The sequence below is a fragment of the Rhodanobacter sp. FW101-FHT13A11 genome, from assembly GCF_058790335.1.
The window spans coordinates 98,897-114,527 of sequence record NZ_JBYTCN010000005.1 but is presented as its reverse complement, the minus strand read 5'-3'; the positions used below and the strand labels follow the sequence as shown (position 1 = coordinate 114,527).

Here is a 15,631-nt window from a genome sequence, read left to right as displayed (position 1 = left end):
TCTCACTCCTCACTCATCAACTACTCACTCCTGTTTCTTACATCGCGACGAAGCGGACCGTGGCGCCGGTGGGCTTCAGCACGTCGTCCACGCGCTGCTGGTCGGCCGGGGCGCCGATGAACAGGACGATCACGTCCTTGAACGAGCCGGGCTTGGCATCCTTGAACGCCGCGATGACCAGGTCGGCCGTCTTCGCCGAATCCTGGCCGGCGAACACCAGCATATTGCCCGGCAGCACGCCGCGCGCCACGGCATCCTGCACGTTCGACAGCTGGCGGCCGCGGCCGGCCACGGCCTCCTCGGAATCGCCCGCCGGCACCAGGTACGGATACGGGCGGTCGGCCTTCATGCCCTGCATGTTGTTCTGCACGATCTGGCCGAAGTAGGCGTTCCACGCCTTGCTGTCGTTCGGATCGGTCGGCTTGGTCGCCTGCTGGCTGGCCTGCTGGCCGGCCTGTTCGGCGGCTTGATGTTTGCCGCAGGCGCTCAGGGCGAGGCTGGCAGTCAGTGCGACGGCAGCAATGAGAGCGAACTTACGCATGGTTATCACCTTCCGTTTCGGGTTGCTTGTTGGAGCCGGTCCGGCCCTTCTGCCAGCGCTGCCGCATGGCCTGTTGTACCGCCGGATGCACGAAACCGGAGATATCGCCGCCTAGACGGCCGATCTCGCGCACCAGCGAGGAGGAGATGAAGCTGTATTGCTCGGCCGGCGTCAGGAACAGCGTCTCGGCCTGCGGGATCAGGTGCCGGTTCATGCTGGCCAGCTGGAACTCGTATTCGAAATCGGACACCGCGCGCAAGCCGCGGATGATCACGCCCGCGCCGATCTGCTGGATGAAGGTGGCCAGCAGGCAGTCGAAACCGCGCACCTCCACGTTCGGCAGGTCGGCCAGCGCCAGCCGCGCCAGGGTGATCCGCTCGGCCATGCTGAAACCCGGGCCCTTGCTGGAGCTGTCGGCCACCGCCACCACCACGCGGTCGAACAACGGCGCCGCGCGTGCCACCAGATCGGTGTGGCCGTTGGTGATCGGATCGAAGGTGCCCGGGTAGACGGCCAGGCGCGGGTTGCCCAAAGCTTTGCTCACAGGTGGGGACACAGCAGCTGAATTGACCCTAGCTTAACGGAAGGCGCGCCGATAGAGCGCAAAACGCACCTCGCCGGCGCGGCCTTCGCGATGCAACCGCCAGGACGGCGGCAAGGCCGGCACGTGGTCGCGTGGCGACTCCGCATAGATCCACGCCTGCGCAGCCAGCCAGCCGCCCTGCTCCAGCTGCCCGGCCAGCGCCGGCCACAGGTCCAGCGCGAACGGGGGGTCGAGGAAGGCCAGGTCGTACGGTTGCGCCGTGCCCTGCAGGAACAGCCCCGCATCCAGCTCCGCCACCTGGCCGCCCGGGGCCTTGAGCCGCGCCAGGTTCGCGCGCAGCGCCTGCGCAGCACTGGCGTCGCGTTCCACGAACTGCACGCCGGCGGCGCCGCGCGACAGCGCCTCGATGCCGAGCGCGCCGGTGCCGGCGCACAGGTCCAGGCAGCGCGCGCCGTCGAGCACCGGCGCCAGCCAGTTGAACAGGGTCTCGCGCACCCGCTCGGGCGTCGGCCGCAGGCCCGGAAGATCCGGCACCTCCAGCCGTGAATTGCGCAGGCTGCCGCCGATGATGCGGACCCGCCCCGGCCCGGCCTTGCGCCCGCCGTTCATGCCGCCGCGCCCTCAGCGGGCGGTACAGGTTGGAGTGTTAGCATGCCGCCCATTGTCTTTGAATCGCCGCCGCAATGCTCAAGTTCTGGAAGAAAAAGCCCACCGAAAAGGATGCCGGGCAGCCTGCCGCAAAGGCCCCGGCGGCCGATGCCGTCGCGCCCGAAGGGGACGAGGCGACGCTGCACGAGGCGCTGGCGGAAATCCCCGCGCCCGCCGATACCCGGCCCGGCCACGAACGCTTCGTGGCGCCGGCCGGGGAACCCGCCGCGGCACCGGCCTCAGCCAGGCGCAGCTGGCGCGAGCGGCTCGCCGGCAATGCGTTCTCGCGCGGCCTCGGCGCGCTGTTCATGCGCCACCCGAAGCTCGACGACGACCTGCTCGACGAGCTGGAAACCACCCTGATCACCGCCGACGTCGGCATCGAGGCCAGCACCGAGCTGGTCGAGAACCTGCGCAGGCGCATGCACCGGCGCGAGTTCGCCGACGCGCAGGCGCTGCTGGCCGCGCTGCGCCAGGCGCTGGTCGCCCTGCTCAAGCCGGTCGAGCAACCGCTGGAGGTGCGCGGCAAACAGCCGTTCGTGGTGCTGGTGGTCGGCATCAACGGCGCCGGCAAGACCACCACGATCGGCAAACTGGCCCGCCGCTGGCGCGACGAACGGCGCGCGGTGATGTTGGCCGCCGGCGACACCTTCCGCGCCGCCGCGGTCGAGCAGCTGAAGACCTGGGGCGAGCGCAACCAGGTGCCGGTGATCTCGCAGGGCCAGGACGCCGACGCCGCCAGCGTGATCTTCGACGCGCTGCAGGCGGCGCGCTCGCGCGGCACCGACGTGCTGGTCGCCGACACCGCCGGCCGATTGCACACCCAGGGCGGCCTGATGGACGAGCTGGGCAAGATCGCCCGCGTGCTGAAGAAACTCGACGCCGACGCGCCGCACGAGGTGCTGATGGTGATCGACGGCACCACCGGCCAGAACGCGGTCAGCCAGGTGCGCCAGTTCCGCCAGATCGTCGGCGTCACCGGCCTGGTGGTGACCAAGCTCGACGGCACCGCCAAGGGCGGCGTGGTGTTCGCGCTGGCGCGCGAATTCGGCCTGCCGATCCGCTTCGTCGGCCTGGGCGAGAGCGCCACCGACCTGCGCGTGTTCGAAGCCGAGGCGTTCGTCGACGGCCTGCTCCCGGCCAGCCTCAGTGGCGAGGCGCCGGGCCATGACTGAACCGCGCTGGCGAGGCTGAGCGGATGTCGCGCCGCCTGCGGTTGACCTTGCTGCTCCTTGGCGGCCTCGCGCTGGCGGCGGTGCTGGCCGCGGTGGTCGCGGTCTACCTGCTGCTGCAGCCCGAGCGCTTCACCCGCATGCTGCAGACCCAGGCGCGCGGCGCGGGGCTCGAATTGAACCTGGCCAGCCCGGCCAGCCCCACCCTGTTCCCGCGCCCGGCGCTGGACCTGAACGGCATCACGCTCAACGCCGCGGGTGCCAGCGCGCCGATCCTGCTGGCCGCGCGCGGCCAGCTCGTGCTGCCCTGGCATACCCTGTTCGGCGGCCCCACGGTGATCTCGCAACTGCAGATCGACTCGCCACGGGTCGACCTCGACGCACTGCAGGAATGGCTAGCCGCGCTGCCCTCGCGCCCCGTGGGCTCGCCGCCGAACATCCCGCGCATCGACACCGGCGTCGACATCAACCACGGCAGCCTGGTGCGCGGCAACGCCGTGCTGCTCGACAACGTCTCGCTCGAAGCCGGCCGGCTGATCTCCGGCCAGCCGTTCCCGCTCAACCTGTCCGCCACCACCGCGGCGCACACGCCGCTGCAGTTGCGGCTGTCCGCCACGCCGCGCATCGAAGGCAGCACGCTGCAACTGGACAACGTCAGCCTGCACCTGGCCCAAGGCGGCACGACCACGCTGACGCTCGCCGGCAATGCGCGTTGGCACGGCGCCGCCGATGCCGCCGCCAACCTCGCCGGCCGGCTCGACCAGGCCAAGGCCGGCCAATACGACATCTCGCTGCGGCTGACCCCGGCCAACCAGAACGACCCGCTGCTGCTCGCGCTGAAGCTCGACGGCCCCGCCAACCACGCCGACCTGCACCTGCCGCCGCTGGCGCTGGCCCATTGGTGGAGCCAGCTGAGCGACCCGCAAGGGCCGCAGCTGAGCATGCCGCCGGGCAACGGCCACGCGGAAATCGCCCGGATCGACGCGGGCAGCGTCGCCATCGAAGGCCTGACCATCCGTGCCGGCGATACCGCACCAGCGCCCGCCGGCACCACGGCGAAACCCGCCACCGGCAAACAGCCATGAGCGCAACCCTGGCCCCCCGCCTGCTGCGCTGGTTCGACCGGCACGGCCGCAAGAGCCTGCCCTGGCAACACGCATTCGACGACGGCCGGCGCGACGCCTATCGCGTGTGGTTGTCCGAGGTGATGCTGCAGCAGACCCAGGTGGCCACCGTGGTCGGCTACTTCGAACGCTTCGTCGCCGCGCTGCCCACGCTGCGCGCGCTCGCCGCCGCCGACGAGGACACCGTGCTGGCGCTGTGGTCCGGCCTCGGCTACTACCGCCGCGCGCGCTTCCTGCACCGCGCCGCGCAACTCTGCGTGGAACGCCACGGTGGCGAACTGCCGCGCGACTTCGACGCGCTCGCCGCGCTGCCCGGCATCGGCCGCTCCACCGCCGGCGCGATCCTGGCGCAGGCGCACGGCCTGCGCTTTCCCATCCTCGACGGCAACGTCAAGCGCGTGCTGGCGCGCTACCATGGCATCCACGGCCATCCCGGCGAAAGCGCGGTGGAGAAGCAGCTGTGGCAGCACGCCGAGGCACATACCCCGGCCACACGCGTCGCCGACTACACCCAGGCGATCATGGATCTCGGTGCAACGCTATGTACGCGCTCGCGCCCGCGCTGCGAGGACTGTCCGCTGGCCACCGGTTGCATTGCCCGTCGCGACGGCCTCACCGCGCAACTGCCCGGCCGCAAGCCGGCGAAATCCATTCCCGCCCGCGCCACCGTGATGCTGATCCTGCGTGACCGCCAGGGCCGCGTGCTGCTGGAACGGCGCGGCCCGCAAGGCGTGTGGTCCGGCCTGTGGAGCCTGCCCGAGGCGGCCGATCCGGATGGCGCCTGGCGCGTCGCGCTGCAGCATGCGCGGATCGACGACGCCCGGGCGCTCGCCTCGTTCACCCACGTGTTCAGCCACTACCGCTTGAATATCGAGCCGCTGCTGTTCGATCGCGCGACAGCGCAGCACCGCATCGCCGATAATCGGCAGTCGCGCTGGTGCAGCGCCGACGAACTGGCCGCATTGGGGCTACCCGCCCCGGTCCGCACCCTGCTCCAGAGCATCCGGTAGGAGCGCACCCTGTGCGCGATGCTTTGATGTCGATCGGAGCGAAGAGCATCGCGCACAGGGTGCGCTCCTACCGATACCCGTGAAGCCCCGAGGAAACCCCATGACCCGTACCGTCCACTGCGCCAAGCTCGGCATCGACGCCGAAGGCCTCGACTTCGCCCCCTGGCCCGGCCCGCTCGGCCAGCGCATCTACGCCGGGATATCCAGGTCCGCCTGGCAGCAATGGCTGGCCCACCAGACCACGCTGATCAACGAATACCGGCTCAATCCGCTCGACCCGAAGGCGCGCAAATACCTCGGCGAACAGATGGAAAAATTCCTGTTCGGCGGCGACGTCGACCAGGCCGCCGGCTTCACCCCGCCCGACCTGGAGTCTTGACGAAAAGCCGTGCATTGGGTCTAATGCGCGGCTCCACGCATCGTCGACGGCCCCCGCGGCTGTTCCCGATCGCCAGCTTCCCGGCCGGGTAGCTCAGTTGGTAGAGCAGGGGATTGAAAATCCCCGTGTCGGCGGTTCGATTCCGTCCCCGGCCACCATGCATGCGACGACTCGGCCCACCCCTCGCGGTGGGCTTTGTCTTTCTCTCCTTCTCGTGTTCCACCTGGCGTGCGGAACTGCTGATCCGTCACGCCACCGTCTGTGGCCCGCGTGCGAAAATCAGCCTCTCGTCGATACGTCGCGCAGGCCATGACCTCCCAGAAATACGATTTCCGCCAGTTCCAGGAAGAGCTCGCGACGCTTGAACGCAAGATGGAGAAACAGACGCCGGCCAAGCCGCTTGGCAAGAAGGCCGCGGCGGCGCAGCGGCTTGCGATGGCACGGGAGGAATTCCTGGCGTTGCGCCAGCGGCACGGGCTGAGCGTCGCCGACGTGGTGGCGTTCTTTCCCGAGGAAGAGGGTATCGCCTACCTGCAACAGCTGATCGCCGCGGCGCAGGCGAAGCCGCGGCGCCCGCGCAAGGCATGACGGCGCGGACAGGATTCGCGGACGCGGGCCGCGCCGATCAGGCCGGCTATACTTCCACCATGCAATGGAGCGGCCCGCCCCGGGGGGGCACCGCGCTAAAGAACGAGCGGACGATGACCATGCCAACCGATCTCCATGGACTGCTCACGATGCGGCGGACTGACATGGCGGACACGATGCGTTCGAGTTACCCGGGCCGGCGCCGCGCGATGTGGGCCGCCGTGCTGCTGGCCGCACTGGGTGCGGGCGGCTGTTCCTCGATGGGCAGCCGCTCCTCGGTCGTGGTCGCCCCGGCGCAGTCGACGGCGACGACGGAGTCGTCGGCAACCGCGTCCGGCGAATCTTCGCTGGCGGCAATCATCCGCAACCAGCTCCAGCTCGGGCACTACGACACCGGCGAGAAGGCGCTGCGCCAGCACCTGCGGCAGCACCCGGGCGACCGCGCGGCGCAGGGCATGCTGCGCCAGCTCACCGTCGATCCCGAACAGATGCTCGGTAGCCGCTGGCATGCACACATCGTGCAGGCGGGCGAGTCCTACAGCACGCTGGCCGAACGCTATCTCGGCGACGCGAACCTGTTCCTGATCCTGGCCCGCTACAACGGTTCGGCCAACCCCTCGCTGTTGCGCGTCGGCCAGACGCTTCGCATACCGGCACCCGCGGAAGGTGCTGCGCCGGCGGCCGTGGCTGCGGCCGATGCCGCCGCACCCGTCGCACCGGCATCGCCGCCACCGGGCGCCGAATCCGCCGCGGCGAAGGCGCGCCGGCTGCAGGACGAGAGCGTGGCCCTGCTCGACCAGGGGCGCAAACAGCAGGCACTCGCCCGTCTCGGCGAGGCGCTGGCGATCGAACCGCGCCTGAAGCCGTCCGGCACCAAGGCGGCGACGCTGCGCAGCCAGTTGCTGGATTCGTACCACGAGCGGGCCATCGTGCTGTACCGCGACCAGCAGCTGGACCCGGCCATCGCGCTGTGGGACCGCGTGCTGGCGATCGCGCCGGACTACGAGCCGGCCGTGATCTACCGGGCGCGGGCGCGCGAGCTGAAGCATCGGCTCGAACAGTACTGAGCCACGCCGGTCCGTCAGCCGGCGCCGCCCTCGTCCGGCGTCACCGGCATGATGCGCGTCGGGCGCGAAACGTCGGCCTCCACGGCTGGTGCAGGCGCGGTCTTCCCGGCGCGGCGCTGGCGCGATTGCAGCGTGCTGTTCATCAGGTTGAAGGTGGCGAACAGCCGGCCGATCTCGTCCCTCCGCGTCAGCCGAATGCGGTGGCCGAAGTCGCCGCGCGCCACCCGCAACAGCGCATCGCGCACCAGGTCCAGCGTGATCAGCGGCCGGCGGAACAGCCAGTAGGCCGCGCCGATGACGGCGGCCAGGGTCAGCAGAAGCACCACGACGATCACCCACAGGGTGGTTCTCTGCGCGGCGCGCAACGCGGCGTCGCCGATGCCAAGGCGCAACTCGCCCACCGTCTTGGCCTGGTAGCGGATCGGCACATCGAACAACAGCATCGCGCTCTGACCCGGGTCGCCAGGGTCCCGGCTGAGATAGCTGCGGATATCGTCCTCGCGCGGCAGGTAGGCCTGTCCACCTGGCTCAGGCAACGGGTGACCGACCTCCTCCTGGCGGGTGCTGGCCACGACGTCGCCGCGCCGGTCGGCGATGGCCAGGTAGTGGATCTGCTGGTTGCGCGAGATGTCGCCGACCAGCGCACGGGTGGCGGCGGTGTCGCCGAGCAGCAGGTTCTCGGCCGACTCGCCGGCGACCATGCGCCCCATCGAACTGCCGAAGTCCAGGGCCACGCCGGTCACTGCGGCGCTCTGCTTGGTGTAGATCGTGGCCAGCCCCAGCACCAGCACCAGGCTCAGGATGGCGCCCAGGCTGCTGGCCCAGCGCAGCCGCAATGAAATGATGCGGGTGGCCAGCGGATTTTCGCGCTCGCGCTCGTACTCGCGGGCTGCCAGGCGCAGGTCGTCGACCACCTCCGCGCCACGCTGGTAGCGCGCGCCCGCCGTGGGTTCCAGCAGGGTGCGCACGATGTTCATCAATATCGAGGGCGTGGCCGGGTCGCGCGGCCGGACCGGCGGATGCGGCGAGCGCAGGCGCTTCCTGAGCAGTTGCTGCAGGTTCCCGAGGTCCGGCCACGGCAGCTTGCCGGTGACCAGCCAGTACAGCACCACGCCCAGCGAGAACAGGTCGCTGCGCGCGTCGGCCCGCTCGCCGCGCAGGCGCTCGGGTGCCATGTAGGCCGGCGTGCCGCCGATTTCCGCGGACAATCCGTTGCCGTCCGGTGGCGAGCCGCGGCGTTCGGCGATGCCAAAGTCGCTGATCTTGGCATAGTTCCAGCCATCGGCCAGCATGATGTTTTCGGGCTTGATGTCGTGGTGGACGATGCCACGGGCATGTGCATAGTCGAGCGCGGAGGCAAGCTGGCCGGCCAGCTCGAAGACCGCCGGCAGCGGCGGAAATCCTTCGCGGCTGACCTTGCCGGCGAGCGTCTCGCCCGAGAGGCGTTCCATCGCGATGTAGGAGCGGCCGTCCACAGTCTCGCCCACGTCGAAGATCGTGACGATGTGCGGATGGGTCAGGTGTCCCGCCGCGCGCGCCTCGACCAGGAAGCGGCTCCGGTAGGCGGGGTCGGCGGCGATCTCGCGATGCAGGCACTTGATCGCCACCTTGCGCTCGATGCCCGGGTCGAAGCCGGCATAGACGACCGCCATCGCGCCTTTGCCGAGGATGCCCTCGATGCGGTAACGGCCGACGCTTGCCGGGGTGGCGTCCTCGCTCACGGCGACCCTAGCAGCCACCAGGCGAGCGCGCCGAACACGGCCAGCAGCAGGGCGGCGCCGGCGATCCAGCGCCAGGATGCGTCGATCCGCTTGCCGTGCTCGCGGGTAAGGAACACGAACTCGACCTGGCCCAGCCTGACGTGGTCGCCATGCCGCAGGACCACCTCGTGGATGCGCCGGTCGTTCACGAACGTACCGTTGGTGGACAGCGTGTTCATGATGACGCAGTGGCCCTGCTGGTTGGTGATCCAGGCGTGGCAACCGGATACGCTCAGGTCGTCGACGACGATCTCGTTGTCGATCCGGCGGCCAATGGTATGCCGGCCCGGGCGAAGCACGAAGCGGCGCCCCACGATGCCATGGCTGCTGCCTTCCAGTACCGGTTCGTGCACGCTGATCCGGCCCCCCTGCCCCTCCTGCATCTCGCTGGCGTACTGCCGCAATGCCTCGGTGGAAAAAATCCGGGTGCCCTGCGGCCCCGGCGATCGATCGCCGGACTGGCTGGACGGTGCTTGACCACGATTGCTCATCGAAACCTCGAACTCCTAATCAGGCGGCACTATAACCAACTGGCAGGCAACCTTCGCACCGGTTGTTGACATTCATATTTATTTTCGTAATTCTAGAAATATGGAATCAATAGATGCCCTCGCCTGCCTCAACGCGCTTGCCCAGGAGCACCGCCTGAACCTGTTCCGCCTGCTGGTGCAGGCGGGCGATGAAGGGATGGCGGTGGGCGAACTGGCCGCCGCGACCGGGCTGGCTGGCGCGACGCTGACGAACCACTTGCACATCCTGCGGCGCGCCGGCCTGGTCGGCGACGAGCGGCGCGGACGGGTGATCCAGTGCCGCGCGAACTATCTGCAGATGAATGGCCTGCTCGGCTTCCTCACCGAAAGCTGCTGCGCAGGCTCCGCCGCCGCCGGCTGCGCGCCGGCCAAAACCTGTCGGCCCACCGAGAGAAAATGATGAAACGCTTCCACGTGCACGTGAACGTCGACCAGCTCGACCGCAGCATCCGTTTCTACACCACGCTGTTCGGCGTTGCCCCGAGCGTGCTGAAGCCGGACTACGCGAAGTGGATGCTGGACGATCCGCGCGTCAATTTCGCCATCTCGCAGCGCGGCCGCAAGGCGGGCGTGGACCATCTCGGCCTGCAGGCCGGGGACGACGCCGAACTCGCCGCGATCGGCGCGCGGCTGCAGGCGGCCGACGCCGTCACGCTGGCCGAGCGCGCCACCGCGTGCTGCTACGCGCGCTCGGACAAGTTCTGGGCGGAGGACCCGCAGGGCGTGCGCTGGGAAAGCTTCCGCACCCATGGCGAAGCCACCGCCTACATCGGCGCGCCGCAGCCCGACGGGGACGCGTGCTGCGGCCCCGCAGCCTCCGCCGGTTCCTCCACGTCGTGCGGCCCGGCCGCGAACTGCTGCTGAGACGGGCATGCACACTCCACCGTACAACGTGCTGTTCCTGTGCACCGGCAACTCCGCGCGCAGCGTGATGGCCGAGGCCCTGCTCAACGTGCTCGGCAACGGCCGGTTCAGGGCCTTCAGCGCCGGCAGCTTCCCCAGCGGCAAGGTGCAGCCGATCGCCGCCGAACTGGCGCAGGCCTTCGGCTACCACGCGCCGCTGCGCAGCAAGAGCTGGGACGAGTTCGCGCAGCCGGGCTCGCCGGCGATCGACATCGTGATCACCGTCTGCGACAACGCCGCCGGCGAAGTCTGCCCGGTCTGGCCCGGCCGGCCGGTCACCGCGCACTGGGGCGTACCCGACCCGGTGGCGGCCGACGGCGGCGAGGAAGCGCGCCGGCGTGCGTTCCAGTCGGCCTGGCTGATGCTGCGCCGGCGCATCGACCTGCTGCTGGCGTTGCCGCTGGAGAAACTCGACCGGCTCGCCATGCAGCAGCAGCTGCGCACCATCGGCCAGACGGCGGCGGCGGATGAACGCTGAGATCGCGGCGCCGGCACCGGCGCAACTCGGCTTCTTCGCCAGCTACCTGAGCGTCTGGGTGGCACTGTGCATCATCGCCGGCATCGCGCTGGGGCATGCCTCGCCGGCGGCGTTCGAGGCGCTGGCGGCGATCGAACTGCAGCACGTCAACCTGCCGGTCGCCGCGCTGGTATGGCTGATGATCGTGCCGATGCTGCTGAAGGTCGACTTCGCGCAGTTGGCCGGCGTGCGGCGCCAGGCGCGCGGCATCGGCATCACCCTGCTGGTGAACTGGGCGATCAAGCCGTTCTCGATGGCGCTGCTGGGGTGGCTGTTCGTCCGCCACGCGTTCGCCGCGTGGCTGCCGGCGGAACAGCACGACGCCTACATCGCGGGCCTGATCCTGCTGGCCGCGGCACCGTGCACGGCGATGGTGTTCGTGTGGTCGCGGCTGTGCGGCGGCGAACCGAACTTCACGCTGGCCCAGGTAGCGCTCAATGACACCATCATGATCGTCGCGTTCGCGCCGATCGTGGCCCTGCTGCTGGGCGTGGCGTCGATCCGGGTGCCGTGGGGCACGCTGCTGCTGTCGGTGCTGCTGTACATCGTGGTGCCGGTGGTCGTGGCCCAACTCTGGCGCGGGTGGCTGCTGCGCCGGCGCGGGCCGCACGCACTGGAAGCGGTGCTGCGGCGCATCGACCCATGGTCGACCGCCGCGCTGCTGGCCACGCTGGTGCTGCTGTTCGGCTTCCAGGGCGAGGCGATCCTGGCGCAGCCGCTGGTCATCGCGCTGCTGGCGGTGCCGATCGTGATCCAGGTGTACCTCAACGCCGGCATCGCCTACGGCCTCGGCCGCTGGCTCAAGGTGCCGCATTGCGTGGCCGGCCCGGCCGCGCTGATCGGCGCCAGCAACTTCTTCGAACTGGCGGTGGCGGCGGCGATCAGCCTCTTCGGCCTGCGCTCGGGCGCGGCGCTGGCCACCGTGGTCGGCGTGCTGGTCGAGGTGCCGGTGATGCTTTCGGTGGTGCACATCGTCAATCGCAGCGCCGGCTGGTTCGATCGCCGACACGGCTGATCCGGCGCGGCGCAGCCGACGACCACCCGCGCGACCCGCAGATGATGGCGAGGCCGTTTCTCGATGGCACTACCCGCGATGAAACCCGCGAAATGCCGGGCAATGGATTGCGTATGCGCACGTGCGCGCCCCGGATTTGCGCGGCGGCATGCGGAAGGCCAAGGCCGACGATTCCGCCGGCAACCGCGTCAGGCTGAGGGTCGCACCCCGCAGCGGCAAGGTGATCGGCATCGATTAGCCCGCCGACTCATCCGCGGGATGAAAAGGCCACACCGTCACGCATCGACCGGCACCGATGGCACGGCGGGCAGCGGCTGCGCAAGGGGCACCACCCGGCCGAGCCAGTCGGCCGCCATGCCGGCGACCTCGCTCGCGCTCATGCCATGGGTATCGATGGCCCCATTGAGCCCGCCGTAGGGCGCATATTTCGACGGCTGGGTGACGGAGAACAGGCCCAGCGTCGGCGTTCCGCTGGCGGCTGCCAGATGCATCACGCCGCAATCGGCGCTGATGAAGCCGTCCATGTTCGCCACCATCGAGGCAAGGCGACGCAGACCGCGCGTGTAGTACGGGGCGAAGTCCCCGCCGAGTTGCGACCTTCCGTGTTCCGCCAGCACGTCGACGATCAGCACGTCCGGCCGCTTCTCCGTCAGCGCGCCGGCGAACTGCCGCCACCAATCCTCGCCGTAACACTTGGCGCCGGTGGCATTGGCGAATATGCCGACGATCGTGCGCCCGGCCGGCCGCGGTGGCGCCGCACCGAGTATGTTCGCCAACGCCCGCCGGGCCTGCTGCTTCTCGCTGTCCGACAAGTCCAGATTGAGCGGTGGGCAGGGGTGGTCCAACTCCAGCCCCCGGGCCGCGCGCAACAGGAATACGCCTCGCTGGCCCAGGTGTTCGGGACAAGGCAGGCCGTGCCATGCCGACCCGGGGTTCGCCTCGGGATCGGGGAACCCCAGCTTGAAGCGGGCCTTGACCGTCAGCAGCAGCAACCGGCCCGACTGCGAGCCCTGGCAGGTGTCGATGGCCAGGTCGTAGGAATTCCGCTGCAGCTCCCGCAGCAATGCCCTCGTCCGCCACAGGTGCTGCGCGATCTTCCGCGGCAGGCTGAATATCCGGCGGACCTGGAAGCGGTTCGCGAACAGGCTACTGGCCGCATCGCCGCCGACGACCAGGTCGATTTCGGCACCCGGATAAAGCGCCTCGACCTCCGCAAGCAGCGGGCTGACCAGGATCGCATTGCCAAGCCGATGGTTGGGCCGGCAGATCAGGATGCGGTGGATCCCCCGCGCCGGCAACCGGCCCGGCTCGCACAACTGGCGCTCGACAGCCGCGAACAGGCGCCCCAGAAACAACGAAACGACCCGGCGCCGAAAGGCATCCCGCCACCGCGTGGCGATGTGCGGGGGAGCAGGTGCAGCATCTTGCGGAAGCACGGCGGACGGAACCATTCGGGCGTACCAGGCCCCCGATGGGGGATGACGCCATAGTAGCCGGATTCGCTTAGCCGCCCCTAAGATGCGCCGGCCGGCGGCGGCTTCGGGAAGTCCCGGCACCGCACGCCTGAATGCCGGCCATCGGTCCATAAGCCCACGCTAAGCGGACTGCGGCAAAAAGGTCGTGCGGCGATGTCCGCCGCTCCTCCTAAGGGAATCGACATGAAAAAGCTCCTCTGCATGCTTGCCTCCGCCGGCCTGGCCGCGGGCGCCTTCGCCGCCGGCGCCACGCCCGCCACCACACCGGAGGCGCAAGCCAGGGTCAAGTTGCCGCAGGCGCGCGAAATCGCGCTCAAGGCCTTTCCGGGAAAGATCGTCAAGGAAGAATTGGAAAAGGAGCAGGGCGGCAGCGGCCTGCGCTATTCGTTCGACATCGCGAACGGCAAGGCCACCCATGAGGTCGGCATCGATGCAGTGACCGGCAAGCTCCTGGAAAACTCCGTCGAGGGCAAGGACAGCGATTGACGGCGCGCCCGGCGCCCGTCCGGGTGCCGGGCGGACCCGCCGCACGGCGCCGTCGCCGATTCGCGAATGGACCGGCACGAGCGGACTGACTACTATCGGCGGACCCTTCATCCCCGACTGGTGACCGCCCGTGAAGCGACTGCTCCTCTGCGCCCTGATCATGTCTGCCTGCGCCGCCGCGCAGGCGACCGATGCCCCGACCTTCAGCCCCGAGCGCCTGTCGGCCGACGTGAAGACACTCTCCTCGGATGCGTTCGAGGGCCGCGGCCCGGCCACGCCGGCCGAGACGAAGACCATCGACTACGTGGTGGCGCAGATGAAGGCCGCCGGCCTGCAGCCCGGCGGCGACCTCAAGGACGGCAAGCGCAGCTGGACCCAGGCGGTGCCGCTGCTGCGCAGCGAGATCGTCGGCGCGCCGAAGCTCACGCTCGCCCTCGGCGACAAGCACGAAGCGCTGACCCAGGGCGAGCAGATCGCGGTGCGCGCGCCGATGGACGGCTCCACCTCGGTGGCGATCGCCGACGCGCCGCTGGTGTTCGTCGGCTACGGCGTCGAGGCGCCGGAGCGGCACTGGGACGATTTCAAGGGCGTCGACCTGCACGGCAAGATCGCGGTGGTGCTGATCAACGACCCGGATTTCGAGACCGGCGTGGGCGACTTCGGCGGCAAGGCGATGACCTACTACGGCCGCTGGACCTACAAGTACGAGGAAGCCGCGCGCAAGGGCGCGCTGGGCGTGCTGATCGTGCACGAGACCGCGCCGGCCTCGTACGGCTGGGCCACGGTGAAGAATTCCAACACCAACACGATGTTCGATATCGTGCGCGACCAGCCCTCGGCCGTGCATCCGCAGCTGGAAGCGTGGATCCAGCGCGACCTGGCGGTTGCGATGTTCAAGCACGCCGGGCTGGACTTCGACGCGCTGAAGAAGCAGGCGCAGACGCGGGCGTTCAAGCCGGTGACGCTGAAGGGCGAGAGCCTGTCGGCCAGCTTCAAGGTCGACAAGAGCGTGATCACCTCGCACAACATCGTCGGCCGCATCGAGGGCAGCAAGCACCCGGAGCAGACGGTGATCTACAGCGCGCACTGGGATCACCTCGGCGTCGGCCAGCCCGACGCGAAGGGCGACCGCATCTACAACGGCGCGGTCGACAACGCCACCGGCACCGCGGCGCTGATCGAGCTGGGCCGCGCATTTGCACACGCACCGCGGCCCGAGCGCTCGGTGGTGTTCCTCAACGTCACCGCCGAGGAGAAGGGCCTGCTCGGCTCCGAGTACTACGCCGCCAACCCGCTGTACCCGCTGGCCACCACCGCCGGCGTGCTCAACATGGACGCGCTCGACCCGCACGGCCCCGCGCGCAACTTCACCATTTCCGGCAGCGCCAAGCTGGGCCTGCTGGACGACCTGATCGCCGACGCGAAGCAGTACGGCATGAGCTACACCGCCGACCCGAAGCCGGAGGCCGGCCACTTCTTCCGCTCCGATCACTTCTCGTTCGCCAAGCGCGGCGTGCCGGCGATCTCGTTCGGCTCCGGCAACGACTGGGTCAACGGTGGCCTGAAGGCCGGCAAGGCGGCCGAGGACGAATACGTCGCCAAGCACTACCACCAGCCGTCCGACGAATGGCAGGCCAGTTGGTCGTTCACCGGCATGGCGCGCGACCTGCAGCTGCTCTACGCCGTGGGCAGCCAGCTGGCGAATTCCGGCCAGTGGCCGGACTGGAGCAAGGACTCCGAGTTCCGCGGCATCCGCGACGCCAGCGCCGCCGAGCGGAAATAGGTTCGCGGTCTGTCATCTGCATGTAGGAGCGAGGGGGGGGGGGGGGGGGGGGGGGGGGGGGGGGGGGGGGGGGGGGGGGGGGGAAAGGG

At 69.6% G+C, this 15,631-nt stretch carries 18 protein-coding genes and 1 tRNA gene; 13 read left to right on the top strand and 6 right to left on the bottom strand.

The genetic code is table 11. The features are described 5' to 3' along the window. Positions 1 to 37 precede the first annotated feature (37 nt). From AC3WRN_RS07730 to rsmD, 3 genes are read right to left on the bottom strand one after another with little or no spacing between them, the layout of a single operon-like run. Complete coding sequence (locus AC3WRN_RS07730) at positions 38 to 541, bottom strand: hypothetical protein (RefSeq protein WP_068096591.1); 504 nt, start codon at positions 539 to 541, stop codon at positions 38 to 40. After that, positions 534 to 1,085, bottom strand: a complete 552-nt coding sequence (coaD, locus tag AC3WRN_RS07725) for a pantetheine-phosphate adenylyltransferase (protein ID WP_235604223.1) — start codon at positions 1,083 to 1,085, stop codon at positions 534 to 536. Before coaD ends, AC3WRN_RS07730 begins: the two co-directional genes overlap by 8 nt. Before the next feature lie 33 nt (positions 1,086 to 1,118). Continuing rightward, positions 1,119 to 1,694 (bottom strand): 16S rRNA (guanine(966)-N(2))-methyltransferase RsmD, encoded by a 576-nt coding sequence (gene rsmD / locus AC3WRN_RS07720; protein ID WP_492622543.1) that lies wholly within the window; start codon positions 1,692 to 1,694, stop codon positions 1,119 to 1,121. A gap of 74 nt (positions 1,695 to 1,768) precedes the next feature. Here rsmD and ftsY point away from each other — a divergent pair, with 74 nt between their 5' ends. The 7 genes from ftsY (at position 1,769) to AC3WRN_RS07685 (ending at position 7,073) form a co-directional block, all read left to right on the top strand. Next, complete coding sequence (gene ftsY / locus AC3WRN_RS07715; RefSeq protein ID WP_492622542.1) at positions 1,769 to 2,908, top strand: signal recognition particle-docking protein FtsY; 1,140 nt, start codon at positions 1,769 to 1,771, stop codon at positions 2,906 to 2,908. 23 nt (positions 2,909 to 2,931) lie between these two features. Further along, positions 2,932 to 3,990, top strand: a complete 1,059-nt coding sequence (locus AC3WRN_RS07710) for an AsmA family protein (protein ID WP_492622541.1) — start codon at positions 2,932 to 2,934, stop codon at positions 3,988 to 3,990. Beyond that, positions 3,987 to 5,039 carry an A/G-specific adenine glycosylase gene (gene mutY, locus AC3WRN_RS07705; protein WP_492622540.1) on the top strand — a complete coding sequence of 351 codons (1,053 nt, stop codon included), beginning with the start codon at positions 3,987 to 3,989 and terminating at the stop codon, positions 5,037 to 5,039. The genes AC3WRN_RS07710 and mutY overlap by 4 nt, the downstream gene beginning before the upstream one ends. 100 nt (positions 5,040 to 5,139) lie before the next feature. Further along, positions 5,140 to 5,418 carry an oxidative damage protection protein gene (locus tag AC3WRN_RS07700; protein WP_492622539.1) on the top strand — a complete coding sequence of 93 codons (279 nt, stop codon included), beginning with the start codon at positions 5,140 to 5,142 and terminating at the stop codon, positions 5,416 to 5,418. Between the two features lie 82 nt (positions 5,419 to 5,500). Continuing rightward, a tRNA-Phe gene (locus AC3WRN_RS07695) sits at positions 5,501 to 5,576 on the top strand. A 151-nt stretch (positions 5,577 to 5,727) separates the two neighbouring features. Then, positions 5,728 to 6,006, top strand: a complete 279-nt coding sequence (locus AC3WRN_RS07690) for a 2-hydroxyacyl-CoA dehydratase (RefSeq protein ID WP_492622538.1) — start codon at positions 5,728 to 5,730, stop codon at positions 6,004 to 6,006. Positions 6,007 to 6,182: 176 nt separating this feature from the next. Then, a complete protein-coding gene (locus AC3WRN_RS07685; protein ID WP_492622537.1) occupies positions 6,183 to 7,073 on the top strand; it encodes a LysM peptidoglycan-binding domain-containing protein in 891 nt (296 codons plus the stop codon). 14 nt (positions 7,074 to 7,087) lie between these two features. Here AC3WRN_RS07685 and AC3WRN_RS07680 read toward each other — a convergent pair whose 3' ends face one another. Then, positions 7,088 to 8,794, bottom strand: a complete 1,707-nt coding sequence (locus AC3WRN_RS07680; protein WP_068096620.1) for a protein kinase domain-containing protein — start codon at positions 8,792 to 8,794, stop codon at positions 7,088 to 7,090. Further along, the gene (locus AC3WRN_RS07675; protein ID WP_492622536.1) at positions 8,791 to 9,324 is read right to left on the bottom strand and encodes an FHA domain-containing protein; all 534 of its coding nucleotides are present in this window, start codon (positions 9,322 to 9,324) and stop codon (positions 8,791 to 8,793) included. Before AC3WRN_RS07675 ends, AC3WRN_RS07680 begins: the two co-directional genes overlap by 4 nt. A 100-nt stretch (positions 9,325 to 9,424) precedes the next feature. Between AC3WRN_RS07675 and AC3WRN_RS07670 the strand changes: the two genes are divergently transcribed. From AC3WRN_RS07670 to arsB, 4 genes are read left to right on the top strand one after another with little or no spacing between them, the layout of a single operon-like run. After that, on the top strand, positions 9,425 to 9,763 hold the full coding sequence (locus tag AC3WRN_RS07670) for an ArsR/SmtB family transcription factor (protein WP_068096624.1): 339 nt from the start codon (positions 9,425 to 9,427) through the stop codon (positions 9,761 to 9,763). Continuing rightward, positions 9,760 to 10,227, top strand: a complete 468-nt coding sequence (locus AC3WRN_RS07665) for an ArsI/CadI family heavy metal resistance metalloenzyme (RefSeq protein ID WP_492622535.1) — start codon at positions 9,760 to 9,762, stop codon at positions 10,225 to 10,227. Before AC3WRN_RS07670 ends, AC3WRN_RS07665 begins: the two co-directional genes overlap by 4 nt. A gap of 7 nt (positions 10,228 to 10,234) precedes the next feature. Continuing rightward, positions 10,235 to 10,744 carry an arsenate reductase ArsC gene (locus AC3WRN_RS07660; protein WP_492622534.1) on the top strand — a complete coding sequence of 170 codons (510 nt, stop codon included), beginning with the start codon at positions 10,235 to 10,237 and terminating at the stop codon, positions 10,742 to 10,744. Then, positions 10,734 to 11,798: an ACR3 family arsenite efflux transporter gene (arsB, locus tag AC3WRN_RS07655; protein ID WP_492622533.1), complete on the top strand. Its 1,065-nt coding sequence runs from the start codon at positions 10,734 to 10,736 to the stop codon at positions 11,796 to 11,798. Before AC3WRN_RS07660 ends, arsB begins: the two co-directional genes overlap by 11 nt. Positions 11,799 to 12,073: 275 nt before the next feature. Here the strand turns inward: arsB and AC3WRN_RS07650 are convergent, their stop codons facing one another. Continuing rightward, complete coding sequence (locus tag AC3WRN_RS07650) at positions 12,074 to 13,249, bottom strand: glycosyltransferase family 9 protein (protein WP_492622532.1); 1,176 nt, start codon at positions 13,247 to 13,249, stop codon at positions 12,074 to 12,076. A 225-nt stretch (positions 13,250 to 13,474) separates the two neighbouring features. Between AC3WRN_RS07650 and AC3WRN_RS07645 the strand changes: the two genes are divergently transcribed. Further along, on the top strand, positions 13,475 to 13,759 hold the full coding sequence (locus tag AC3WRN_RS07645; protein WP_492622531.1) for a PepSY domain-containing protein: 285 nt from the start codon (positions 13,475 to 13,477) through the stop codon (positions 13,757 to 13,759). A gap of 130 nt (positions 13,760 to 13,889) precedes the next feature. Then, a complete protein-coding gene (locus AC3WRN_RS07640; protein WP_492622530.1) occupies positions 13,890 to 15,542 on the top strand; it encodes a M28 family metallopeptidase in 1,653 nt (550 codons plus the stop codon). The last annotated feature ends 89 nt before the right edge of the window (positions 15,543 to 15,631 follow it).